Annotated in this window: 22 protein-coding genes and 1 pseudogene; 6 read left to right on the top strand and 17 right to left on the bottom strand. The window is 61.2% G+C overall.

Translation table 11 applies throughout. The annotated features are described in order from the left end of the window. Positions 1-34: 34 nt before the first annotated feature. The 10 genes from ACODRZ_RS25255 to ACODRZ_RS25210 form a co-directional block, all read right to left on the bottom strand. Complete coding sequence (locus ACODRZ_RS25255) at positions 35-385, bottom strand: hypothetical protein (RefSeq protein ID WP_488986286.1); 351 nt, start codon at positions 383-385, stop codon at positions 35-37. Between the two features lie 295 nt (positions 386-680). Beyond that, positions 681-920 (bottom strand): acyl carrier protein, encoded by a 240-nt coding sequence (gene acpP / locus ACODRZ_RS25250; protein ID WP_004206981.1) that lies wholly within the window; start codon positions 918-920, stop codon positions 681-683. Positions 921-1,022: 102 nt separating this feature from the next. Then, complete coding sequence (locus tag ACODRZ_RS25245) at positions 1,023-1,322, bottom strand: polyhydroxyalkanoic acid system family protein (protein ID WP_004206980.1); 300 nt, start codon at positions 1,320-1,322, stop codon at positions 1,023-1,025. A 14-nt stretch (positions 1,323-1,336) separates the two neighbouring features. After that, on the bottom strand, positions 1,337-1,762 hold the full coding sequence (locus tag ACODRZ_RS25240) for a PaaI family thioesterase (protein ID WP_103096772.1): 426 nt from the start codon (positions 1,760-1,762) through the stop codon (positions 1,337-1,339). A gap of 8 nt (positions 1,763-1,770) precedes the next feature. Continuing rightward, a complete protein-coding gene (locus tag ACODRZ_RS25235) occupies positions 1,771-2,697 on the bottom strand; it encodes an electron transfer flavoprotein subunit alpha/FixB family protein (RefSeq protein WP_004206978.1) in 927 nt (308 codons plus the stop codon). 115 nt (positions 2,698-2,812) lie between these two features. Continuing rightward, complete coding sequence (locus ACODRZ_RS25230) at positions 2,813-3,556, bottom strand: electron transfer flavoprotein subunit beta/FixA family protein (RefSeq protein ID WP_004206977.1); 744 nt, start codon at positions 3,554-3,556, stop codon at positions 2,813-2,815. Between the two features lie 9 nt (positions 3,557-3,565). After that, positions 3,566-4,474 (bottom strand): NAD(P)H-dependent flavin oxidoreductase, encoded by a 909-nt coding sequence (locus ACODRZ_RS25225; RefSeq protein WP_017503706.1) that lies wholly within the window; start codon positions 4,472-4,474, stop codon positions 3,566-3,568. Next, positions 4,471-6,261, bottom strand: a complete 1,791-nt coding sequence (locus ACODRZ_RS25220) for an acyl-CoA dehydrogenase C-terminal domain-containing protein (RefSeq protein ID WP_004206973.1) — start codon at positions 6,259-6,261, stop codon at positions 4,471-4,473. Before ACODRZ_RS25220 ends, ACODRZ_RS25225 begins: the two co-directional genes overlap by 4 nt. A 45-nt stretch (positions 6,262-6,306) precedes the next feature. Beyond that, positions 6,307-8,658, bottom strand: a complete 2,352-nt coding sequence (locus tag ACODRZ_RS25215; protein ID WP_004206971.1) for a 3-hydroxyacyl-CoA dehydrogenase/enoyl-CoA hydratase family protein — start codon at positions 8,656-8,658, stop codon at positions 6,307-6,309. Further along, positions 8,655-9,791 carry a thiolase family protein gene (locus ACODRZ_RS25210; protein ID WP_103096771.1) on the bottom strand — a complete coding sequence of 379 codons (1,137 nt, stop codon included), beginning with the start codon at positions 9,789-9,791 and terminating at the stop codon, positions 8,655-8,657. Before ACODRZ_RS25210 ends, ACODRZ_RS25215 begins: the two co-directional genes overlap by 4 nt. Positions 9,792-10,073: 282 nt before the next feature. Between ACODRZ_RS25210 and ACODRZ_RS25205 the strand changes: the two genes are divergently transcribed. The 5 genes from ACODRZ_RS25205 (at position 10,074) to ACODRZ_RS25185 (ending at position 14,902) form a co-directional block, all read left to right on the top strand. Next, positions 10,074-10,718 carry a DUF3422 family protein gene (locus ACODRZ_RS25205; RefSeq protein WP_026109760.1) on the top strand — a complete coding sequence of 215 codons (645 nt, stop codon included), beginning with the start codon at positions 10,074-10,076 and terminating at the stop codon, positions 10,716-10,718. 211 nt (positions 10,719-10,929) lie between these two features. Continuing rightward, a complete protein-coding gene (locus ACODRZ_RS25200) occupies positions 10,930-11,334 on the top strand; it encodes a DUF2147 domain-containing protein (protein ID WP_026109759.1) in 405 nt (134 codons plus the stop codon). Between the two features lie 32 nt (positions 11,335-11,366). After that, positions 11,367-12,674, top strand: a complete 1,308-nt coding sequence (locus ACODRZ_RS25195; protein ID WP_036526777.1) for an OmpP1/FadL family transporter — start codon at positions 11,367-11,369, stop codon at positions 12,672-12,674. Between the two features lie 14 nt (positions 12,675-12,688). Beyond that, a complete protein-coding gene (locus ACODRZ_RS25190) occupies positions 12,689-14,350 on the top strand; it encodes a long-chain-fatty-acid--CoA ligase (protein WP_051035833.1) in 1,662 nt (553 codons plus the stop codon). A gap of 81 nt (positions 14,351-14,431) precedes the next feature. Beyond that, positions 14,432-14,902, top strand: a complete 471-nt coding sequence (locus ACODRZ_RS25185; protein ID WP_017503287.1) for a MerR family transcriptional regulator — start codon at positions 14,432-14,434, stop codon at positions 14,900-14,902. 59 nt (positions 14,903-14,961) lie between these two features. Here ACODRZ_RS25185 and ACODRZ_RS25180 read toward each other — a convergent pair whose 3' ends face one another. After that, positions 14,962-15,234, bottom strand: coding sequence for a hypothetical protein (locus ACODRZ_RS25180; protein ID WP_017503288.1), 273 nt, complete (start codon positions 15,232-15,234; stop codon positions 14,962-14,964). Next, entirely contained in the window at positions 15,231-15,983 is a 753-nt protein-coding gene (locus ACODRZ_RS25175) for a DUF6796 family protein (RefSeq protein WP_004206961.1), read from the bottom strand. Before ACODRZ_RS25175 ends, ACODRZ_RS25180 begins: the two co-directional genes overlap by 4 nt. 86 nt (positions 15,984-16,069) lie before the next feature. Between ACODRZ_RS25175 and ACODRZ_RS25170 the strand changes: the two are divergent. Then, positions 16,070-16,198, top strand: a pseudogene (locus tag ACODRZ_RS25170) (IS110 family transposase); the annotation flags it as partial. Positions 16,199-16,602: 404 nt separating this feature from the next. Here ACODRZ_RS25170 and hmpA read toward each other — a convergent pair. The 5 genes from hmpA to ACODRZ_RS25145 form a co-directional block, all read right to left on the bottom strand. Then, positions 16,603-17,814 carry an NO-inducible flavohemoprotein gene (hmpA, locus tag ACODRZ_RS25165; protein WP_004206960.1) on the bottom strand — a complete coding sequence of 404 codons (1,212 nt, stop codon included), beginning with the start codon at positions 17,812-17,814 and terminating at the stop codon, positions 16,603-16,605. Positions 17,815-17,853: 39 nt separating this feature from the next. Further along, entirely contained in the window at positions 17,854-18,129 is a 276-nt protein-coding gene (locus tag ACODRZ_RS25160) for a TehB family protein (protein WP_004206958.1), read from the bottom strand. Further along, positions 18,122-18,601, bottom strand: a complete 480-nt coding sequence (locus tag ACODRZ_RS25155; RefSeq protein WP_017503290.1) for a group III truncated hemoglobin — start codon at positions 18,599-18,601, stop codon at positions 18,122-18,124. The genes ACODRZ_RS25160 and ACODRZ_RS25155 overlap by 8 nt, the downstream gene beginning before the upstream one ends. Before the next feature lie 319 nt (positions 18,602-18,920). Continuing rightward, positions 18,921-20,123 (bottom strand): tyrosine-type recombinase/integrase, encoded by a 1,203-nt coding sequence (locus ACODRZ_RS25150; RefSeq protein WP_036526778.1) that lies wholly within the window; start codon positions 20,121-20,123, stop codon positions 18,921-18,923. Between the two features lie 1,248 nt (positions 20,124-21,371). Next, a complete protein-coding gene (locus ACODRZ_RS25145) occupies positions 21,372-22,367 on the bottom strand; it encodes a hypothetical protein (protein ID WP_036530264.1) in 996 nt (331 codons plus the stop codon). Positions 22,368-24,209 lie beyond the last annotated feature (1,842 nt).

Here is a 24,209-nt window from a genome sequence, read left to right as displayed (position 1 = left end):
CATATCCACCAAAACCCACGCCTCCCTGCGGGCTTCAGCGCTTTTCACAGACGACTCGATACTCTATATTCCATGTCGCCACGCCCTTGTCCGTCAAGGCGCTCGCCAACGGCGCCGTGCCTGCCAGTGTCTCATAGCCTTTGGTCCAGCAGCCACCGTGAATGACCATGACGACGGGAAACGGGCCAGGACCTGCAGGCAAGCGCAGTTCACCGATCTGCAGAGGATCAGGACCATAGGCCTCGACGAGCGTCGGAGCGGTGACGGGAAGGGCGTGGAGTTGGGGCGGTCCGATCAGCGCATGTTGGTTATCCGACGGCGTCTGCGCCCAAGCGGTGCTCGTGACAATCAAGACTGTAGCCAGGCCTAATGAACGGTATCGCATGATCTACCTCTTTCATGCATCTTCCCGCTCCGACGTTACCAGCCAGTTCGTCAAATGTGAGAAGACAGCGATTCGTCATTAGATAACATGGTTCGCTATATTCTTTTCGGAAACACCATTCCGTCATCGAGTGGGCAAAGCGATAGATGAAATCCCGTTTCTGGCGCAAAGCATATGGCGGCTATGCGCGATCACGGTAGCCTTGATCATGGAAGTGATACGTCAGGCGACCAAAGAGCTGTCTAGATTTCATTGTCGTCGTGAATTGCGGTTTCAGAGGATCGTGGGTTTTATCTCACTTGGCTATCCATGCTTCGACCAGCTTGACCGCATCCTCTACTGTTTTGACCTCACCGGCGGCTTCATCCGGGATAGTGAGTCCGAATTCGTCTTCAAGCGCCATCACAACTTCCAGCACATCGAGACTATCCACGCCGATGTCATCGTAGAAAGACGAAGCAAGGGCAATCTGATCCGGATAGACGCCGAGCTGACGGCTAATGATCCTGAAAACTCGGGGAGCGATTTCTTCCATCACAAAGCCCTCGCGCGGACACTATCGGCTAGGAAACAGGGCAGATTCTCGTAAACTCAATCATCGCAGAGCAACGATATTGTCCTGCGGCCAGTAAATTCATCATGCCTTGCTGAGCATTTTCTCGGCGCTCGTTTTCACAAAATCCGAAATCTGTCCTGACATCATTTTGAGGAACAGCGGTACGCTGACGTCGCCGCGAATCTCGCTATCCTCAATGTCGAGTTGCACCGGGATATTCTGCCCCATCGCCCCGATGACCAAGTGTAGTGCGTAGTCCGATACCCACTCGGAACTGAGCGAACCGCCTCCCGGGATATGCGCTGCCAGCTTGGGCAGGCCGGCCTCGATCCTGCTCTTCGCTTCGATTTTACCAAGGCTGTGCGGGATAACGACTTCCATATCTTCTTTCCTGTTCAGGCCGTCCGATCGACGAGCAGCAAGGTCGATGTCGCGGAGGCATAGAGTTTGCCGGCCATGTCGATCAGACGCGCCTCGGTATGCGCCACCCTCTTGCCCATCGACACCACCTGGCCGATTGCACGGACCATCCCGACCCTGTCGGTCAAGGGCGCATGATAGGCGACCTTGAGTTCGAGCGTGACGCAGTTGATGGGCACTTGGGCCGCGGAGTTCGCCGCGATGCCGCAGGCCGAATCCAGCAGCGTCGCGGCATAGCCACCATGGGCGATGCCCATGAAATTGTAGGTCTGCGAGGTGGGCGTCGCGACAAAGACGACCTTCCCCTCCTCCGCCTCAAGCAGATCGATGTCGAACAGGTCCATCATGGGCGGCCGGGTGCCGGCCGCCATAAACTGTTCGATCTCTTCCAGACCGGTCATCGCTTACCTCAAAGCTTTTCGGTCAGTTCAGGAACGATCTTGAAGAGGTCGCCGACCAGGCCGATATCGGCGACCTGGAAGATGGGCGCGTCCTCATCCTTGTTGATCGCGATGATGGTCTTGCTATCCTTCATGCCAGCAAGGTGCTGAATCGCACCCGATATGCCGACGGCGACATAGACTTCCGGCGCCACGATCTTGCCGGTCTGGCCGACCTGAAAATCGTTGGGCGCATAGCCAGCATCGACCGCCGCGCGGCTTGCGCCCACACCCGCGCCCAGCTTGTCGGCCAGCGGATCGATCACGCCATGAAACTGCCCGGCCGAGCCCAGCGCTCGCCCGCCCGAGACGATGATTTTGGCCGAGGTGAGTTCCGGGCGCTCGGACTGGGCGATCTCGGCACCCACGAAGCTGGAAAGTCCCGCATCCGTGCCCGTCGCAGCCTCGATACTGGCCGAGCCACCCTCGCGGGCCGCCTTCTCGAAGGCTGTGCCACGCACCGTGATAACCTTCTTTGCATCAGACGACTGGACCGTCGCGATCGCATTTCCCGCGTAGATGGGACGCGTGAACGTGTCAGCGCTTTCCACCGACAGGATGTCGCTGACCTGCATCACATCAAGCAAGGCCGCCACGCGCGGCGCGATGTTCTTGCCATTCGAAGTGGAAGGCGCCACGAACGCGTCATAGCCGCGCATCAGGTCCGCGACGGCCGGCGCGACATTCTCGGGCAAAGCGTGTTTGAACGCCGCATCGTCGAACGTTACGACTTTGGCGACACCCGCGACCTTCGCAGCAGCCTCGGCCACGCCGCCGATGCCCGCACCGGCAACCAGCAGATGGACCTCACCAAGTTTGGCAGCGGCGGTGACGGCCGATAGCGTCGCATCCTTGACCGACGCATTGTCATGTTCAACCCAGACGAGCGTATTCATAACTTATTCTCCGAGAAATCCGCCCCCGCTTCATCTCTGTGCGCACAGGATGAAGCGGGGTGCGCCGTCACTTGCATGGGAGAGGTTCGGCAAGTTCGGCGCGTTTGAAAGTTTATCAAATCGCCATTTCCTTGAGCCTGGCGACCAATTCATCGACGTCGGCCACCTTGATGCCCGCCGAGCGCTTGGGGGGTTCGGTCACCTTGAGCGTCTTGAGGCGCGAGGCGATCTCAACACCGAGATCGGCCGGCGTCTTCGTCGCCAGCGGCTTGGATTTGGCCTTCATGATATTGGGCAGGCTCGCATAGCGCGGTTCGTTGAGACGCAGATCGGTCGTCACGATCGCCGGCAGTTTGAGGCTTACGGTCTCCAGACCGCCATCCACCTCACGGGTCACCGCGACAGTCTCGCCCGATACTTCGACCTTGCTGGCGAATGTGCCCTGCCCCCAACCGAGAAGGGCTGCCAGCATCTGGCCGGTCTGATTGGCATCATCGTCGATGGCCTGCTTGCCGAGGATCACCAGGCCCGGAGCCTCCTCGGTGGCGATGGCCTTCAGGATCTTGGCGACGGCGAGCGGCTCGACCTCATCGTCAGTCTGGACGAGGATCGCGCGGTCGGCCCCCATGGCGAGCGCGGTGCGCAGCGTTTCCTGCGCCTTGGCGACGCCGATCGACACCACCACGATTTCGGTCGCGACTCCCTTTTCCTTGAGGCGGATAGCCTCTTCGACGGCGATCTCGTCGAACGGGTTCATCGACATCTTCACGTTCGCCAAATCGACGCCCGTCCCATCCGCCTTCACGCGCGGTTTCACATTATAATCGATAACCCGCTTGACGGGCACAAGCACCTTCATGGATCAATCCTACTCTGATTGTAATGCCGCCTGATATTCGGCAATGAGTCTCTCACAGATGGATCGGGCCGGTTGGACGGCAGTGGTAGCGCCGACACCGTGGCCTGCCGACCAGATCGTCTTCCAGGCCTTGGCCTCCTCCGAAACCGAAAGCGCGCCATGTGGCTCAGGGAGAGTCGCGGCTTCCAGCGAGGGCCGGAGAAAATTGGCCCCGACGCCGGTGACCCGGTCCGTATAGACGATATCCGCTGGTCCGGCCCCGATCACCATGTCTTTCTGTGCCGGCGAGGCGAGACTCTCTTCCGACGCGATGAAGTGGGATCCGATATAGGCAAGATCGGCCCCCATCATCTGCGCGGCCGCGATCTGGTGGCCGCGCGTGATGGCGCCGGAAAGCGCCAGCGGCCCCTGGAAGAAGCGCCGTATCTCGTCAACCAGTGCGAACGGGCTCATCGTGCCGGCATGTCCCCCCGCGCCGGCAGCGACCGCGATCAGACCGTCGACGCCAGCTTCGAGCGCCTTTTCCGCATGACGCACGTTCGTCACGTCGTGAAAGACCAGCCCGCCATAGCCCTGAACCACCTGGACAAGATCCGCGATGGCGCCGAGCGAGGTGATGACCAATGGCACATGGTGCCGAACGATCAGTTCCAGATCGGCGTCGAGCCTCGGATTGCTCTTATGGACGATGAGGTTGACGCCGAAGGGCGCCGCTCCCGGCATGGGAGCCAGCCGCTCCTCGATTTCATCCAGCCATTCACCGAAACCTTGACTGGTGCGCTGGTTGAGCGCCGGGAAAGTACCAAGCAGTCCCGCCTCGCAGCAACTGACGACAAGGTCCGGTCCCGACACAAGGAACATCGGCGCAACGATGGCTGGAATGGCCAGCCGCTTTTCGAGGCTTGCCGGAAGCGTCAAAACACGTCGTCTTCCAGCGCCATCAGCGACTTCTTGCCCGCCTTGATCGCCAGGAAGCTGGCGGTCGCCTGAGGCAGGATACGCTCGAAGAAGAACGTCGCCGTCTTGATCTTGGCATCGTAGAAGCGCTTGTCCTCGCTGCCGAAGAAGAGCTGCAAGCCTGCGATCTTGGTCGCCTTGGCAAAGCAATAGCCCATGGCCACCAGGCCCATCAGACGCAGATAGTCCGCCGACGCCGCGCCCGCCTCTTCGGGATCCTTGAGCGCCCGCTGCGCGACCGTGGCCGTCGAAAGCTGCAGCGCCCCGAACGCCTTGGCGAGCGCCTCGATCATCGGCTTCATCGGTCCGTCGACGTTGTTTTCCTCGATGAAAGCCGACACCGGATGGAAGAAGCTGCGCAGATAGCGGCCCATATGGGCGCCGAGCTTGCGGCCGACGAGATCGAGCGCCTGAACGCCGTTCGTCCCCTCATAGATCATGGTGATCCGGGCATCACGGGCATATTGCTCGACGCCGCTTTCGCGGATGTAGCCGTGGCCACCATAGCATTGGACCGCAAGGTTCGCGCTGTCGAACGCAAGGTCGGTGAAGAGCGCTTTGACGACGGGGGTCATGAGCGCAATGAAGTCACTCGCACGCTGGCGCACTTCGGGTTCGGGAGAATGTTTTTCCGCGTCCAGGGCGCGCGAGACCCAGGCCGAGAGCGCCCGGCATCCCTCATTATAAGCCCGCATCGTCATCAACATGCGGCGAACATCGGGGTGAACGATGATCGGATCGGCTGCCTGATCGGGATATTTGGGTCCCGAGAGCGCCCGACCCTGAATACGATCTTTCGCATACCAGGCCGCCGCCTGATACGCCGCCTCGCCCACACCCAGGCCCTGGATGCCGACGGAGACACGCTCCGTGTTCATCATCGTGAACATGGCGGCCATGCCCTTGCCAGGCTCACCGACGATCCAGCCGATCGAATCATCGAAGTTCATCTGGCACGTCGCCGACGCCTTGAGACCCATCTTGTGCTCGATCGCGGCGCAGGCGACGCCGTTCGATTGACCGGGAGTACCGTCCTCCCTGGGCAGATATTTGGGGACGAGAAACAAGCTGATGCCCTTCACGCCCTTGGGGGCGTCGGGCAGGCGGGCGAGCACGAGATGGATGATATTCTCGGTCAGGTCATGCTCACCGGCGGAGATGAAGATCTTGGAGCCGGTGACCTTGTAGCTGCCATCGCCCTGCGGGACCGCGCGGCTGCGCAGGAGCCCGAGATCGGTACCGCAATGAGGCTCGGTCAGGCACATCGTGCCGGACCACTGGCCGCTCACCATCTTGGGCAGGTAGGCCTGCTTGAGCGCGTCACTGCCATGGCCCTCGATCGCAGTGGTGGCACCATGGGTGAGGCCCGGGTAGAGGCCGAAGGAGAGGTTGGACGAGCAGATCATCTCCTCGACCAGCTTGTTGACCGCTTCCGGCAGCCCCTGCCCACCCCATTCCGGATCGGATGCGAGCGCGGTCCAGCCACCTTCGGCGAACTGCTTATAGGCTTGCGCGAACCCCGCCGGCGTCCGCACAACGCCGTTTTCCAGATGACACCCCTCCTCGTCGCCCGACCGGTTGATCGGCAACAGGACGTCGCGACAGAAGCGCGCCGCCTCCTCGAGGATGGCATCGGTCAGATCCGGTGTGAACTCCGACAGCGCGGGAATATCCCCGAAGCCGTCATCGGCATGGAGTTCGTTGAGCACGAAGCGCATGTCGCGCAACGGGGCGTCATAGACTTGCATATTTATATCTCCTGACCGGTCGGCCATCCGGCCGCCGGCCGCCAATCAGTTACGCAGCGGCTTGCCGGTGACGAGCATCTGCTCGACGCGCGCCTGGGTCCGCGGGTCGCGCACCAGTTGCATGAAGGCCTTGCGCTCGAGCGCCAGCAGATCCTCTTCGGTCACGATGTCGATGAGATCCTTCTCGCCGCCCGTCAGGACGTCGGCGAGCGCGCCGGATACGACACCATCGTAAGATGTGGCGAGGCCACGGGCCTGGAAGCCTTCGACAGCCATCGAAAGAGCGGACTTGCCTCCCGCGCCAGGCAAGCGGAATTCCGGAGCCACAGGCGGTTTGTAACCGTCGGCCAGTTCCAGTGCCTTCGCCTTGGCGTCCGCCAGCAGACGGTCCCGGTTCATCGTAATGCCGTCCGAGGGACGCAGGAAGCCATGCTCCTTCGCCTCGGCGGCCGACTTTGCCACAGTGGCTGTCGATACCGTCTCGAAGACCTTGGCTACGGCCGGCATCGGCCCCTTGGGCATGCCGGGACTGGAGCGCCAGCGATCGATCATTTCACCGCATCCGCCCCAGCCAGGGATCAGACCCACGCCGCACTCGACCAGACCCACATAGCTTTCGGCATGGGCCTGCACGGCATCACTGTTGAGCAGGATCTCGCAACCGCCGCCCAATGCCATGCCGGCCGGAGCGCTCACGACCGGGAACAGCGCATATTTGAGCGCCTTGTAGGCCTGCTGCCCGCCCGCGACGAGCTTTTCGATCTCGCCCCATGCCGCGATGTTCAGTGCGAACAGAGCAAGACCGAGATTGGCGCCGGCGGAGAAATTGCTGCCCTCATTATAGACGACGAGCGCCTTGAACTTGTCCTGCACGACCGGGATCGCCTGACCGATCAGCTTCATCACATCGCCGTCGAGCGCGTTCATCTTGCCGGTGAACTCAAGGCAGGCAACGCCGTCGCCGACATCCCAGAGTGCCGCCGAACCATTTTTGAGGATCGGCTGGCTATGGAGCTTGATGTCTTCCAGCAGCAGCACGCCCTCGGGCCGCACGACATCATGATAGTCGCCGGCGGCATCGAGATATTGCCGACGGCCGTCCTGCACCCGGTAGAAAGGCCGATCTCCGGCTACCTTGAGGATCGCGGGAACATCCCGCCCCTCGGCGGCCAGCCGTTCGGCGAGCTTGCCCGGCCCAAGGCGATCGATCAGTTCGAACGGCCCGAACTTCCAGTTGTAGCCGAGCTTCATCGCGTCATCGATGCCGACGATGTTGTCCGCAGCTTCACCGACCAGACTCGCGGCATAGGAAAGAACCTTGCCGAGAATTTCCCAGGCATAGGCGCCGACCTTGCCGGGCGCAGCAACCAATGCTGCCAGGTCCTTCTCGGCCCGGCCCGGCAAGGAAGCCGGCTTCACCGATACGCGATATTCGCCGGTCGCGAGATCGAGCGCTTTCTTGGTCTTCGTCGCCTTGTCGAACGCGTAGAAACCGCCCTTGCCCTTCCGCCCGGTAAAGCCTTCCGCGATCATCCTGTCGACGAGCGGCATCGGCCTCACCGTGTCGAAATAGGCGTCACCTGCCGGCAGCGTCGAGGACAGGCTCTTCGTGAGCAGCGGCATGAGGTCGACGCCAACGAGATCGACAAGGCCGAAAATGCCGGTCTTGGGCACGCCCATCGGCTTTCCGCCGATCTGGTCGGCTTCCTCCACCGTCAGCCCCTGGTCCATCGCGGCATTGATCGCGACGGCCAGCCAGTAGGTACCGATGCGATTGGCGATGAAGCCCGGCGTGTCCCGCGCCGGCACGATGCGCTTGCCGAGCTTTCGATCGACGAAATCCGAGACGCGCCTCGCCACAGCCGTATCAGTGTCGGGGCCGGTCACGATTTCGATGAGCCGCATGTAGCGCGGCGGATTGAAGAAATGGGTGATCAGGAAGTCCTGTTTGAACTGATCGTCCCGCCCCTCGACCAGATGGCCAAGCGGAATCGTCGAGGTATTGGACGATACCGCCGTGCCCGGACGCTTGAGCTGCTCGAGCTTGGCGTAGAGCGCCTGTTTGATGTCGAGCCGTTCGACGATCGCCTCGACGATCCAGTCGCATTCGGCCACCCGCTCGAGATGGTCGTCGATATTGCCCGTTTCAACGAGCTTCGCCGCAGCCTTCGACATGAAGGGCGCCGGATCGGTCTTCAGCATCTTCGCGACCGCACCCTTCGCCACGGCGTCACGATCGCCGCCCTCCTTGGGCACGATATCGAGCAGCAGCACCGGCACGCCGGCATTGGCGACCTGCGCTGCGATGCCGGCGCCCATGACGCCTGCGCCGATCACGCAGACCTTTTTGATGGTTTCCGGCGGGGCGCCGACTGGCTTGATGGCCTGCTCGCTCATTCCGCCGCCTCCAGCACGGTGGCGATGCCCTGACCGCCGCCGATGCACTGGGTGGCAAGCGCATAGCTGCCGCCTTCGCGCTTCAGCAGAGCCGCGGCCTTGCCCACGATCCGCGCACCGGTCGCCCCCAGAGGGTGGCCTATCGCGATGGCGCCGCCGTCCAGATTGACCTTCGACTGGTCAAGCCCCAGGTCGCTGATGCAGGCCAGTGACTGGCTCGCAAAGGCTTCGTTGAGCTCGACAACGTCAAGCTGGTCCACACTGAGCCCCGCCCGCTGCAGCGCCTTGCGCGAGGCCTCGACCGGTCCGATGCCCATGATCTCCGGCTGGCAGCCAGAGACAGCAACCGACTTGATGCGGGCAAGGATCGGCAGTCCATGCGCGCGCGCATAATCCTCGCTCGTGACCAGGATTGCGCTTGCGCCATCGGTCAGCGGCGAGGACGTTCCCGCCGTTACCGTGCCGTCCTGGCTGAAGGCCGGCTTCAGCCCGGCGAGGGTTTCCGTCGTCGTGCCGGCACGCGGCGTGCCATCCTTGTCGACCACGCCCGCCTTGGTCGTGATCGGCACGATCTCGGCCTCGAGCTTGCCGGACGCGATAGCCGCGGCCGCCTTGTCCTGACTGGCGACCGCAAAGGCTTCCTGCTGGGCACGGGTGATCTGATATTTGGTCGCGATATTCTCCGCCGTGTCGCCCATGCCCATATAGGCGGCGCTCTTCTTCGCGAGCTCGGGGTTCGGCAGCGGATTGAACCCCATCATCGGCACGCGGCTCATCGACTCCACGCCCGCGCAGATGAAGGCCTCGCCGGCGCCAAGCTGAATCTGGCCCGCAGCGATGTGGACCGAGCTCATCGACGATCCGCAGAAGCGATTAACGGTCATGCCGCCGACAGAGAGCGGCAGGTCGGCGAGAAGACCGATAAGGCGCGCGATGTTGAAGCCCTGCTCGCCTTCAGGAAAAGCGCAGCCCAGCACGATATCCTCGATATCTTCGGCCTTCACGCCGGTCTGCTGAATCAGTCCGCGAATGACCTGAGCGGCCAGATCGTCAGGGCGGACGCGCGCCAGCGCGCCCTTGCCTGCCAGGTGAAAGGGGGACCGGGCATAGCCCGCAACAACCACATTACGCATCGATGATAGCCTCTCCAGGGAATCGGACATCTGATTACCTAATGGTGCGTGAAATGACGTTTACGTCAACTAAAATCTTTGGCACTCTTCTCACGCCGTCGAGGGAATCGTCATGCACCGGTTCCCGGGAGGCTTGATATCGGAGGTCTTGGCCGAGGAACGTACGGATGCTCGCCAGTGAAAAACCGCGCACTCTCATCCCGGCGATGATGCTCGCGCCCGTCTTATCGACGGCTGCGCCTCTCCCCAAGCGCCACTGCACCTGTTTTCGAAGGCGCACACATGCGATTTTCTGAGCATCCCCTCCGGCGTCAGATCGTCGGCGAAATGCATCTGCGCCGTTTTCCTGCACTCGAATTGCCCGCCATGGCATTTCAGACGGTTCGCCTGGTCGATGAGAATGACCGGGAGAAGGAATGGCTGATCCTGCAGCAGCGATGTGCCTCTGGACTCGATCGCAACCTGCGCCACCTGGAAACGGAGTGGTCCGCCAACGGGCGGCTGGCCTGGGAAAGGCACAGTGAAGCGGTCACCACGACGCTAACGTCAACCTCGGTCAGCGCGGACGCGCAGTTCTGGTCTGCTCCCGACGTCGGCCCCTTCAGTGATACCTTGCAGTGGATGGAAACGCTGCCGGGCCTGGTCATCCGCGCAACCCACATCGTCGTTGTGGCGAACGATAGCTACGCCGAGCCGGTTGTCGATCGGGCCGACTTCCATCCGGGCCATCTCGTCTCCTGCATCATCGGGGATAGCGTCCGGATCTGGAGCGACTTTCGCATTCACGCCGGCGGCTACGGGCGCCTGGTCGTTGCCGCGAACGGGGCGGCTGACGGCGAAGTGTCGCGTTCCATCCAGCGCATTCAGGAACTGGGCAATTATCGCAATCTTTCCTTGCTTGAAGGCACGCACAGATCAATAGCTTGACGGCGTCACACACGAACACGCCCGAACCCTGACGACGGGGCCAGCAGCGCCTGACCCCTCCAATTCGCACACAACCTAATAGGCATTTTGATGACGCATTGAGCTATTGACTTACCTATACGTCATTGAGATGGTTATGGGACGCTGATTTGCCGCATATTGGCTCCAGACGTGAAACAGACGGTCGCCTGAAGGCGCGCGGAGAGGAACAATGTCGATCATTCTGACACTACTGGCTTCGAGCACTGCATTGCCCGCCGACACCGTTGTCGGTCGCTGGCAAACCGAGAGCCGTCATGGCGTCGTGGAAATCACCCGCTGCGGGCAATCGATCTGCGGTGCCTTGATCAGTTCCGACGGGATCAAAGCCAACCCCGAACTACGTGACGAAAAGAACAAGACCGCTGCGTTGCGCGGTCGTCCGCTTCGTGGATTGCAGATTCTGCAGGGTTTTACGTGGAAGTCGGGCAGTTGGTCGGGTGGTTCCATCTACAACGCTGAGGATGGCGGTACATACAGCGCGACGGTCACGTTAGCCGATCGGGATCATTTGCGCCTCAAGGGCTGCATCGTCTGGCCCCTGTGCAAGACGCAGACATGGACGCGCCTCCGATAAGCACGAGGAATTTGACAATCACGAAAGGGGAGATGGGCGTGGCAGGCAAAAATTGGAAAGTTGGGATCGCAACATCGGCCGTGGCGGCTGGATTGCTCGCGCCGCAAGCCGCGAGCGCGCAGGCCTTTTACCTTCAGGAACAATCGTCCAGAGGTGCCGGACGAGCCTTTTCGGGCGAGGTCGCCGACCAGGGCGTACAGTCCCTCTGGTGGAATCCGGCTGCGATCGCAGGCATGGAAGGAGTCGATGCCCACCAGGCCGTAAGCGTAATCCTTCCCAAAGGGTCGGTTGACAATGTCAACACGCTCATTGTCCGTCCCGGGCAGTCGGCTGCGGCTGTAGGCGGGAGCCAACGCTCTCGTGATCCGATCAATAATGGCGTACTACCCTCCGGCGCGATAGCCGTCGGCCTGACATCACGGCTCGCTTTGGGGCTGACCGTCGCCTCCCCTTATAGCTTCACAACCAATTATGATGCCGACAGCTGGGCACGGTATAGCGCCGACAAGACCAAGCTGCGAACATACGACATCCAGCCATCGATCGCCTACCTCGTTACGCCAAATCTCAGCATCGGCGCCGCGCTTAATATCGAATATGCCGACGCATCATTGTCCAACTATCTGCCGAACCTATCGCCTCTTCTCGCCGACGGCCACCAGGAGCTGAAAGGCAATGGTTGGGATCTTGGCTGGTCGGCCGGGCTGCAATATCGCGCCGGCCCCATGCAACTGGGCGCCAGCTACAAGTCGAGCGTGAAGCATAATCTCGACGGTTCGGTGACGACGACCGGTCTTCTTGGTCCGCTCGCCGGGCAAAACAGCGTAGTGAATGCAAACGCCACGTTCGAGACCCCCTGGCAGGCGATCTTCGGAGCGCGCGTGGCGGTGTCGCCCAAGGTCACCCTCAACGGTCAGGTGACCCGCATGGGTTGGTCGAAATTCGACGCTATCCGGCTCGGCGCGCCGCTCAACGTTTCAATCCCGGAAAATTACCGGGACACTTGGAGCTTCGCAGGCGGCATCGATTACGCGGTCACACCAGCCTGGACCGTTCGTGCCGGCGTTCAACACGCCCAGACCCCGACGCGCAACGGCAATCGGGACGCTCGAGTGCCTGACAGCAACCGTTGGAATTTCGCTGCCGGCACAAGCTATGCCGTGTCTTCCCGGTTCACGCTCGATGCGGGCGCAGCGTATATTACGTTCAAGGATACGACTATTGATCGCACGACAGCGGCCTATGCCGGCACGGCCGTGCAGACGCCGATCCTGATGGACGGCAAGCTCGAGGACGCGCACGCCGTCGTGCTGTCACTCGGCGGACGTTTCCACTTCTGATGCTGGAGATCGCCATGCCCCAGCCCGCCATCAGCGCCTTCCCGTCGATACCGGAACCGGCAATTCCGCCACGGCTCCTGACCGACCTCCTCGACAATGCGTTGAACCTTTATCCCGAACGCGTCGCCATCGACTTTCTCGGGCGAACCTGGACTTATGCGCAGGTGGGGCAACTCGTTCGCCGTGCAGCACGTGGATTGCAGGATCAGGGGCTGCGCAAGGGCGATCGGTTCGGCCTGTGCCTGCCGAACTGCCCCTATTTCGCGATATTGTACTTCGCGGCGCTGCGCGTGGGTGCGATCGTGGTCAACTTCAACCCGCTCTACACGGAGCGCGAACTGGAGCATCAGATCCGGGACTCGGGAACGCGCATGATGGCGGTACCGGACGTCCGGATAATCCACGAGAAAGTGCAAGCCGTCGCGCCACGTGCCGGGCTGGACAAGATCGTGTTGTGCGGCATGAGGGATATGCTGCCCTGGCTGCAAGGCCTGGGCTTTGCGCTATTCAAGCGAAAAGACCACGCGCGGATACTCGACGAAGGCCTTCATGTCCGGCTCAAGGCGCTTCTCGCCCATGATGCCGAACCTGACGCGGTAGAACGTCACCCTGATGATGTCGCGGTCCTTCAATATACCGGAGGCACAACCGGCGTGCCCAAGGGCGCAATGCTGACCCACGCCAACCTCACGGCGAACAGCGCCCAGATGGTGGTGCATGTGGGAGGACTTCGCCCGCAGCAGGAGAGAACTCTCGGCGTCCTGCCCATGTTTCACGTCTTCGCACTCACGACGGTGCTCAACTTCTCAGTCGAAATCGGCGCCGAAATCGTCCTGCTGCCACGGTTTGAGATGAAGCAGGTTCTCAACACGATGAAGCGCAAGCCGCCGACACAGTTCTTCGGCGTGCCTACGATCTATGTTGCCCTGAACGCGCTTCCGGACGACGAGATACCCGATCTCTCGGCCGTGCGCGCCTGTATATCCGGCGGCGCACCGCTCCCGCTCGAGGTACGCGAGGAGTTCGAGGCACGCACGCGTGCCAGGGTCGTGGAAGGATATGGGCTCTCCGAAACCGCCCCGATCATCGCCTGCAACCCGTTGTTTGGGACGGTGAAGGACAATAGCTGCGGCCCAAGTTTCCCCGGCACCATCATCGAGATCCGAGATCCGGAGAATCCCTCGCGGGTTCTTCCCCAGGGAGAACGCGGAGAAGTGTGCGCCCGCGGCCCTCAGGTGATGAAGGGCTATTGGCAGCGCCCTGCAGAAACCAGTGCTGTCTTCGTCGATGGCGCGCTACGAACCGGCGATATCGGCTATTTTGATGAGGATGGCTATCTCTTCCTCGTCGACCGCATCAAGGACATCATCTTCTGTGGCGGATATAATGTATATCCCCGGATCATCGAGGATGCGGCCTACCAGCACCCGGCGGTAAAGGAGGCGATCGCAATCGCGATTCCTGACGCCTACAGAGGTCAATCTCCCAAGTTGTTCATCGCGCTGCACGAGGGATCGAACCTGACCGTCGATGAACTCAAGGTCTTTTTGCAGGATCGCCTCAGCAAGATCGAGATGCCCAAGGCCTTCGCATTCCGGGACAGCCTGCCCAAGACGTTGATCGGCAAACTTTCGAAGAAGGATTTGATCGAGGAGGAGAACAAAAAGCTCGCCTGAGCCTCTATCCCCTGTCAAGCTACGAGGCTTATGCGCTTGAGTGGTAGGGTAGCCGTGATTGGAGGACAGGGAGTGGATGGCATGGGGAACTCGCTCCACCTCGCCGAGGACGATGAAACGCTTAAGGACGCGGATCGCGACAACCCCACGCACAAGGGGAGAACCCGCGCAAAGGATGCGGATTTACAAGTGTACGGCATCCAGGATGTCGCTCAGGAACTCGGACTGACACTTCGCACGCTACGCTTCTACGAAAAGGAGGGGCTTATCGCCCCTCAACGGGTAGGCAGTACCCGGGCATATTCCAGGCGTGAGATCGGACGCATACAGCTGATTTTGCGCGGCAAACGCCTTGGCTTCTCCATCAAGGAAATCAAGGAGTTTCTCGATCTCTACGATGCCGATCCCGAGCATAAGGAGCAAATGGAGCGATTGATTGCCCGCATCCGGGAAAGGTTGGTCGACTTGAAGACGCAGCGCTCTGCGCTCGACCTGACAATCGACGAGCTTACAACCATCGAAGTGGAAGCGATGGCAAAGTTGCAGCGATAATTTGGTCATCCCATTCTCTAACCGAGCGGTAACGCTTGATCGCGGCGCCCCCGATCCAATCAAGCCGTCAAGCGACGAGCGCCGCGCCGATCGCTAAGGCCGCCCCAGAACCGCGCCATGATCATCCAGGCGATGCCCGACGCGGTCATCGCCCCGCCGACCTGCCATGGCTCGAGGCCAAGCACGCGCGCGATGGGGCCCGCGAGCGCCACGAACGACATCATCGCCATCGAGCAGACGAAGGTCTCGAACATCAGTGGCTTCATGCTGAAAGCGCCTGATGCTTCCTCCCCCACTTGTTCGTCGCCTGTCGCTGTCGCAGCTTCGGTCATGCTGCTTCGTCCCGTGATGCGACCGGCGAACGGCCACCATTCCAGAGCAGCGCCGTCGAGACGGCATAGACAACGAGCCAGCCGAGGTTGAACGCGGCGCCGTCAAGCCAGGTGTGCGCCGGCTCGGGCAGGATGCGCGCGATCAGCATGCCGATCGCGACCAGCGAGACGGGATTGGCCAGCGCTGCGAACCAGCGTGGCCAGGCGGTGCGGCCCAGCGCGATGACGATCCCGAGGAGCAGCAGCGCCAGGCCCAGCGTCACGATCGGCATCAACCAGGCGATGAGCAGGACATGGTAGAAGTGCTGGCCGAGATCGAGCAGCGCGCCATGGGCCGCGGCCGGCGTTTCGAGGATCGTCTTGTAGGCCATGCCGACATAGTAGAAGCCCGCATGGCCGAGCGGAGACCAGGCGTTGCCGGCGACCAGCAGGACGAAGGTCAGCCAGCGCCACCAGCCCATCGCCGGACGCAGCCCTTCGAGCAGATGCCAGCAGCCCGCGAGATAGAAGACGATGCCGGCATCGGCCACCAGCGCGCCCGCGGCGAGCCGCGCCTCGGAGGATGGAAGCATCAGCGCGACACCGTCGAACTGGATGCGATCGGCATAGGTCTTCAGGATCAGCGGATAGTCGTCGGGACTTGCCCTAGCCCCGATGATCAGCGCGTCGCCAAGCGTCCAGAGGATCGCGCCGATCACGCCCGCGATACCGCAGAGACGAAGAAGCGGGAGCCGCTGGATATCCGTCATAGGCTTGTCCTTGCTTCGGCGCGGGATCGATCGACGAGACGCATGATCTCCTGGGCGATCAGCTCGGGCTCGCTGAACGGAACCATTGCCAGCGCTACCGTCGCCTGGCGGCCACGGGCAAGCCTCAGCCCAAGGTGACCACCGCGATCGCGCGTGAACTGGTCGGCTATGCCTGGGACATCGCCCGTCGGGTGTCGCCGGCGATAGCCGGCTGATCCACCCACGACATTAACGAGAGGAGGCGCCAGCGCGCCAACTGCATAGCCTTGGCCGGCGTGCCGCGGGCACCCGACTGTGATGGGCAATCCACGGTGTACGGTGGGGCAGGTTCGTCCGACGCCCGAACTTAGACGGAGGATAGGCCCAGCGACGGATACGGGTAGTGCGGTAATCAACCCGCGGATGAGAGCATGATCAATCGTCGTCGATCAGGCGCCCGCGGCACACCCGCCAAGGTCAATGCGACCGCTGGTCTCGAGGCCAGCGAAGGAGTAAACTCGGCCAGCGTCTCGGATGGCAGTCATGAGAGCGTATATCTGTGCCCGTTTTATGTGACGCCCCCGACATGGCGGTTTGAGTAGACGCGGAGAAGGGCGATGTCGCCCTTCTCCGCGCTCAGTCAGGCGGCGAGCAATTCGTCCGCCGGACCGAAGAATTCGTAATGAATGCGGTCGGATGGGACGCCAGCCAGCGACAAGGTCGAGACGGCGTGCCGCAGAAACGGGCGTGGTCCGCAGATATAGTAATCGGCCTCACCTACAGGCGTGTTGGCGACCAGCCATTCATCGGTAATGATGCCGGCGACGTCATAATCCCGTCCTGCGACTTCATCTTCGAGCGGGGTCTGATGAAAATCGGTGACGGTGATTGACTTGCCCCGCCCAGCGACAGCGCGAACATGATCACGCATTGCGTGGGTATCGCGGTCATGAGTTCCGTGGACATAGTGCACGGGGACTCCCGCCTCGCCCTCAGCAAGCGTTTCGAGCATGGCCACCATCGGGGTCAGCCCCACGCCGCCCGACAGGAGGATCACCGGGCGTTCGACATGCGCTGCCAGGAAGAATTCGCCTGCAGGCGCGGCAACTTTGAGCACCGTGCCCGGCTTGGCTTCATCATGAAGCCAGCCTGACGCAAGACCAAGCGGCTCACGCTTGACCGAAATGCGATAGGTTTCGCCGTTGGGGGCTGCTGAAATCGAATAGTTGCGCTTGACTGGCGGATGTCCCGGAATTTCAAGCCAGAAGGTCAGATATTGCCCGGGCTTGTGCCGCATGACGGCCCCGCCATCAACGGGGCGCAGAACGAAGGAATTGATGACGCTGCTCTCACGCACGACGTCCTCGACGCGAAAATCGCGCCAGCCATTCCATCCGCCGGTCGCATCCTTCTGTTCTGAGTAGACTCGCTGCTCGCGGGCGATCAGGATGTTGGCCAGGAACCAGTAGGCTTCGCCCCAGGCAGCGAGAATCTCATCGGTGGCCGCATCCCCCAGCACCGCCTTGATCGCCCCCAGGAGCGCCTCGGCAACGTGCGGATAATGTTCGGGCAGAATTTGCAGGCCAACATGCTTCTGCGCGATCCGCTCGACCGCCGGGGCAAGCGCACCGAGATTTTCGATGTTGCTCGCATAGGCGAGAATGGCGCCGGTCAGCGCCCGCGGCTGCGAACCGGCATCACCATGGTGCGATTGGTTGAAAAGGTCGCGAATGTTCGGGTTCTGGAACATCCGGGAATACATCTCGTTCACGATGTCGAGGCCATGCGCTTCGAGCGCGGGGACGGTCGCCTTGACGAGCGCAATGGTCTGATCGCTGAGGGGCTGCGTCATCAACTTCTCCTTTTTGAATGCGTTGAAAATCCCGGAATGTCAGAGCTTGGGAATGTGATCGTAAAAATCCACCTGCATCTTCATCGGCCCTGTCGGCGTTACGAAATGCGGTTGCTGAGGGAGAATCAAGCCAGGCTGGTCAGGCGTCAGGACGATCTCCGAAGGTGGCTCGAGGTAGGTTAGCCGGAGTTCGCCCTCCAAAACCCGGATCACGCCCCAAACACCAGCCTTCGTGTCATGTCGCGCGCGCAAGGCAGCCGGCAGAGTGTCCTGGTTGAACACCGGCGTGGAACGGTAAGGCAAGATTTCAGCCATGGGTTTGCCCTGGTCGCTCGATGGCATCCTTACGTTCCGCGTTGGCGACCGATGCAGCACTCCGTTCCTCCAGTTGGAAGAACATCGCCAGTTGCAGGCTCTCGGCGATGCGCCGCGCCTTCGCTTGTAGCGCCGCTGCCGCTTCGGGCGTCATCCTGTCATTGGTCGTTTGAACCCAGAGTGCGAGCCAGCGCTCGAACAGCGCGGGCGTTATCCTGGCCTTATGCTTCAAATGGGCCGGCACCGGTTGCCCCTTGTATCGGCCACTGGTGAGCATGACGGAGGACCAGAACGCAGTCAGCTTCCCAAGATGCTCCGGCCAGTCATCGATCGCATCGTTGAAAATCGGCCCAAGCGCGGGATCGGCGCGGACCCGCGCGTAAAATTCCTCCACCAAAGGAGTCAGCTCTTCTTCTCTGATTTTCGAGACACCGTCCACGACTCGCGCTCCAATCATGTATATATAATACATCGATCATGATTGCGCATAAACGCAAGGCTAGCGCATATTTCCAGGTCGTCGGTCGCGGCGATGTACACAGCCTGAGAAACTGCTCAGCCCCGCTAGTTTAGCCTTGAATCCGAAACACGAAGGCATAGCATCAGCCAGCGACCCGAAGGAGTCTCGGTAAGACGTAGACACCTTTCCTTGCCCGCCCGTCAAAAGACGGGCGGGTTTTCTTTTCCGATTCCGTAGGACATTCGCTGGAACGCTAATCCGCGTGATCTGGCGCACTCGGAATTTTCAAACACCGTCACAAATACCTAATTGTGCGCAGCTCAAGATCTAATCACCCGATTTTCGCGATCAAGCGGCCGGCGGCACCCTGCTCTGCCGCCAGATTGCGATTATAGGCGAGCGGCATCCGGGGACTCTTCCAGCGTAGCGCATCCATGATCCCCGCCAGATCCTCGCCGCTCGCAAACAGATCCTGGTTCAAGCCCACCCGCGTCGAATGCGCGCTCACGCCCTTGAGCAACTGCGCCAGATCATCGGCGGTGAGGTCGCTCAGCGCGCCCTTGTCGAAGGCGCGCCGGATCATTGCCCGCCAGATCGGCCCGATCGAACCCGGGTGCAACGCCCCCTCTCCCACATCATATTCGGTGCGCGCCGGCACCACCGACTTCGGCAATGTCTTGCGCAGATCCCAGCTTTCGCGGCCAGAAATCGTCTCGATCCGCCGCCCCTTGACCGCGGCCCGCGCCTTGTAGCGGCGCACCTGCACCCGGCGAAACAGCGGTCCCTCCTCGATGTCGGCAGCCGCAGTCCAGGCGGCGATCGCCCGCACCGAGCGCGGGCTGAGGAACGCGGTCGCGCCCTTTCCCTCCTGATCGCCCTTGCTGCGCGAAATCGTCAGCAGCCGCGCCTCGGGATCGATGGCGTCCACAATGTGCTCGACCTCGACCGCGACCAGCTCGGAGGCGCGCAAGCCCGTGTCGTAGGCGACCGACAGCAAAGCCCGATCCCTGAGCCCCGGCAAATCATCCGCGCAGGCCTCAAGCAGCCCCCGCACATTAAGCCCCCGGGGTGCGTCCCGCTCGACATTGCGCACCGGCCCCTTGAACCGCAGCGGCCGCGCCTGGGCTTGCGTGCTGCCCTTCTCCCGGCGGATCGCGCGGAGCCGCAGCTTGACCAGCTCGGCCTGGGTGGGATCCTTGATGTCGAGCAGCTGGTGGATCTTGGCGATCGACGCCTTGTAGCGACCGAGCGAGGCGGGTTTCGCCCCCTGCCCTGCCCGGGCATCGAGATAGTCGGCGACCGTCTCGGGAGTCGCCGGCGAGGTCACGCGCCCGTTTCGGCGGCACCAATGGTCGAACGCCTCGATGTCGCTGGCAAGCGCGCGCAGGGAATGCGGCGAGGATGCCGCCTGATAGGCGGCGATCAGCTCGGCGTTGATCGTGATTGGCGATCGACAGTTCAGCTTGGTCACCTCCCAGGCGAGGTCGACGGCCTGTCGGCCTCGCCGGCTGCTGATGGGCGCTGGGAGGCTCATCTGGACAGCGCGACAATCTGGTCGAAGCTGTGCGGTTCGACCCCATAGATAGCCTCACGCGTCACGCGCCCATCAAAATCGCTCTGCCATGACCAGAATATCGTCTTTTCAGTGTCCAAATGCCCTGCCCTCCGCCGGGATGCACATACCCACCTTATAGAAAGGCGTCAAATCCGCTTATATGATAACTGCAATTATCGCAGGTTCGTTAGAAAGTAGTGCAGGCAGATGTATAGCTATTTGACGTTCAGTTATCATCAAGCTATGAAATGGCGCGCTTCTGGGGTGCAAGCGAACCGTGTGCGGCTGTCATCCCCACCCTTCCCCTCATAGGTGCGCGACAGCGTCAATCCCGGGTGGTTCCTCGCAGATGGAATTGGCTAAGTGCGCAGCACTGTCGGCTATCGTCCCAAAAGATGGTAATTCCTGTCGGCCTGGCTTCCCCACTGGCCCGAGTATGGCGCCGGCCCCCGCTGCACGAAGGCGCAGCTTTGGCAGAAGCTGAACGTCGCGCCACGACCCGTCCCATGAAAGATCTGCGTTAGCTCGGGACTACATTGGGCGAGGCACAGCGCGGCGTGATCACGCAGGCATCGTTTCGGCCATTGCCCGCCCCACGCATGAAACCTCTGGCGCAACACGGAAGGGTTTTACCTGTTGCGCAGGATGCTCGACCGTTACGCCCGCTGCAGGCTTAGAATGCCGGAACCAACATCAGGCTGCTGTGCGGGCTCTAGAGAGCAGTTCGAATGGGATAAGCGGTACCCCCCGATGAACTTCAGTCGGATCCCGTGAGCATCAGAGCCAAATCATTCGTTCCGAAGTCTGACCGTTGCGGTTGGCCTTTATCCTCCATGGCTGAGGCCCGAGCAATGCATGCATTTGCTCTCCCGTTCAAAGGGCGCGCGCGAAGGAAATCTGCTATTCGGGTGATCTTGGATCTTGTCCGGGTTCCGACACGATTTTGGCACCTTTTTGCCTAACCCGCACCTTCCCTGTGAAGCCCCCTGGCGGCCATTTGGGTGACTTGATGGCCCCGAGTTACCCGTTACACCGCAAGGCACTCAGAGGGCTCCTGAGGGCAAAATAGAGCTGTTTCTCTATTTGTTCCACCACCCCAACGTCAGGAGGCCCTGTCATCGACCAAAGCGGCAGGTGTTGTTCGTCAGTCGGCGCACTCGAGCTGGCTGGCGTAAAGCCCCATACGCGCAGCCGCCTTGCCCGCAATGTCGATCGTGCAAAAGTTGCTTACAGGGCTGTTCGCAGCTTGCTTCGCAGTTCGGCATGCTCATCGTCGGTTGACGACATCATGCTCAAGGTAACCTGAACGATCTTCTTCAAATCCGGGCCACTGGCCGCCTCGATGATCTGCTCGAGTTCGATCGGCGTCTGACGAGACAGCAAAGTCATATTGGTCGACGTCCAACGGTTCTCGCGCGCAATCGTCTGAAACACCTCCAGAGCCGACCGCCTATCGACGGGCATGGCGAGTATCTGCTCGAAAGCATTTCCCAACTCCGGGTCCACATTGCCCTTCGCGAATTCCGATGTCGGACCGACGGTGAAATCAAGATGATTGCCCTGCCTTTTCGCTGCGTAGTCCGCGATAAGGATCGAAGCATCCTCGCCCCGTTCTACATCCCGCAGCAGTCTCACCGCTGCATTGAGACTGGGCGGGTCGATTGCGTCGAGGTTCTCCCGCGCTGCTTCAAGGATACGCTCGACCACCTTGGCCTCGTCGCCAGCAAAGGACCCCCAGTAGTCATCCCAAGCCCGAGAATAGCTCTCGGCTCGCGACATGTCCCTTGAGCTCGCCTTCCAGTTCACCGACGAGCGTGAGGATAGCATCTTCATCGAAGTACCCCCGAGCGGCACCATCAAAGATGATGCCGTCCAGTTCGTCCTGGTAGGAGAACCCCAGGCGAGCCAGCTGCCGGCGCCAGGTGATGTTTTCTGCGCTGCACCTGCGCCGCCATCGCCTGGCTCGCGTACGAGCTCGTCCACAAGCGGGTCGAAGGATTTTAGATTTTCTGGCGACGGCGCTCGATCGGGTTCGAATACCGACCATCCCGCCAGTGCGACCGAGGTGATGGCCCTGTCGACAATCTCCTTCGGCTTGCCGGCCAGTATCTCGAGAACGTTCCCGGTCAGTACGCCGATCTTGCGGATCACGCGGATGTTCGTGATCTCGAGGGCTTCCACGTGATAGCGCAGCTGGGCAACGCCATCGGCGCCGTCCTTCAAGGCTATCCGGGCGGCCTCGGCCGGCGTCGGGACAAATGCCAACGCGACATCGATAACCTTTTTTCAGGAGCCGTTGCATATCCTCACGCTCGCAAGGCTTCAGTGCCCCGTCGTTGAGGAGGAGAGCCACACTGCAGTTTCGCTCTTCCTTTAGGAAGGAAATCAGCCCGAGGACATCCTTCGCCGCAAGGCCCTCCCCTGCCCTCTCCAGATCATCAAGACAGATTATCTGATCGCGAACGAGCAGAAACGATGATCGGGCAATGAGGTCGCCAACTGCTCCGAAGTTCACCCCAGCGATCGTCAGCATGCCAGAGGCAACGCCCAATGCACTCCGAACCTTGCGCACGCCAGTTTTCGCATTCGCCCACACAGACGCGAGCGTATCCCAGGTGGCTGTAGCGCCAGCGTTGCTCGCAGGCACCGTGTTCTCATAGATGGCGTGCCTGAGCTCATCCAGGGAATTGAGCCCGAAGAGGGAGGCGTAGGCGTAGTTGCGGGTGATAGGTGATTTCAGCGCGGTCTCTGCAAGGTACTGCTTCCACGCAAACGTTTTGCCGACACCCAACGGACCCATCACACAAAGGGTCTCGGCCCTGTCACCGGCAAGGAAAGCTGTAATCTCGCGGGCAGCGTGTTTTGCGGTCATGGAGTAGTTAGCCTTGAGGGTAATGGAAAGAAGCTCTGGGGAATTGGCATCCGATGGGCTGCAGTCCTGCTACTATATCCCATTCATTCAAAAGGAGAGGATTGTGCCGAAGGCACCGTTAGTTCCTTTAGAAATAAGGATAGAAAGTTACCGGGCGCTCGCTCTCCCTGCGACTCGCGATTTCACCCTGAGTCGCGGCGATCCCCCTGTTCCTGAAATACCGTTGAATCGTTCCTGAAGTACCCAATCGAGCGTTCCCGATCTCCCGTGTTTCGGTTCCTGAAGTACCGAGCTGGCGTTCCCGAAGTACCGCGGTTCGCCGAATGACCAGCCTGATCTCGCGTTCCCGTTGTACCGTGTGTGACTATCTCTCGAGTGGCGCCCAGAGGCTCGTAAAATATCTTTTACGAGCCGAAATCCAGCTCCTGAACCTCGCAATCTCGGCTGTTTTTCGCCGCCCGAGGTGGTGGAATCCTCGTCCCATGCATCCGTCCCGAGGCACATCGCGACTGCACATTGGCCTGCCGAGCGCTCTCATGGGGTTCGGGACTTCAGGAACGCACCTTGAAGACCCCGCCACAGCTGCTCTGTCAGGACGTCTCGGGAGCCGGAGGGACATGGTCTTGCATGTCGGCAGACGACGTCGAACCGGAAAAAATGCGAAATCTCGTGCTCTGTTCGGTACTTTAAGAACGCAGGCCAGCGCCTTCCTCCGCAGCCAGACGGCTTCTGCCCACCAATAAAACGTCCAAGGTTGGCGGTGCACGGTATATTGGGAACGCGAGTGTGCCATCTTGTACGGGCTGCGATGCTGCCGTTCCTTGCTGGGGACGCTTGCGGTCGGCCCGGCGGTCCGTGCGATGAACCCGTTTGGGACGAACGGTGAGGACCATACTGCCTGGCACTTGACCGCCCCTGCCCTGCCCTGCCCTCCGCGCGCCTGCCTTTTTTCGCTGCCTCTCGGCACACCTGCCGGCGCAGATACGGCGCACCGGGATGTCGTCCGGCGTTTTGGTAATAACAGTTCCGATGCCAAGTTCGACTTGGCGGTTGGATGCTACCCCGTCAGCGGTCTGAATCCTTGCAGGTCAATCTCAGGTCGGTTTCGGTTGACCTAGCTAACCTTGATGCATTTCTCGGGCGAGGGCGAGGGCGAGGGCGAGGGCGAGGGCGAGGGCGAGGGCGAGGGCGAG

The organism is Novosphingobium sp. FG90 (assembly GCF_057808725.1).
This window is presented reverse-complemented; position numbering and strand designations above follow the sequence as displayed.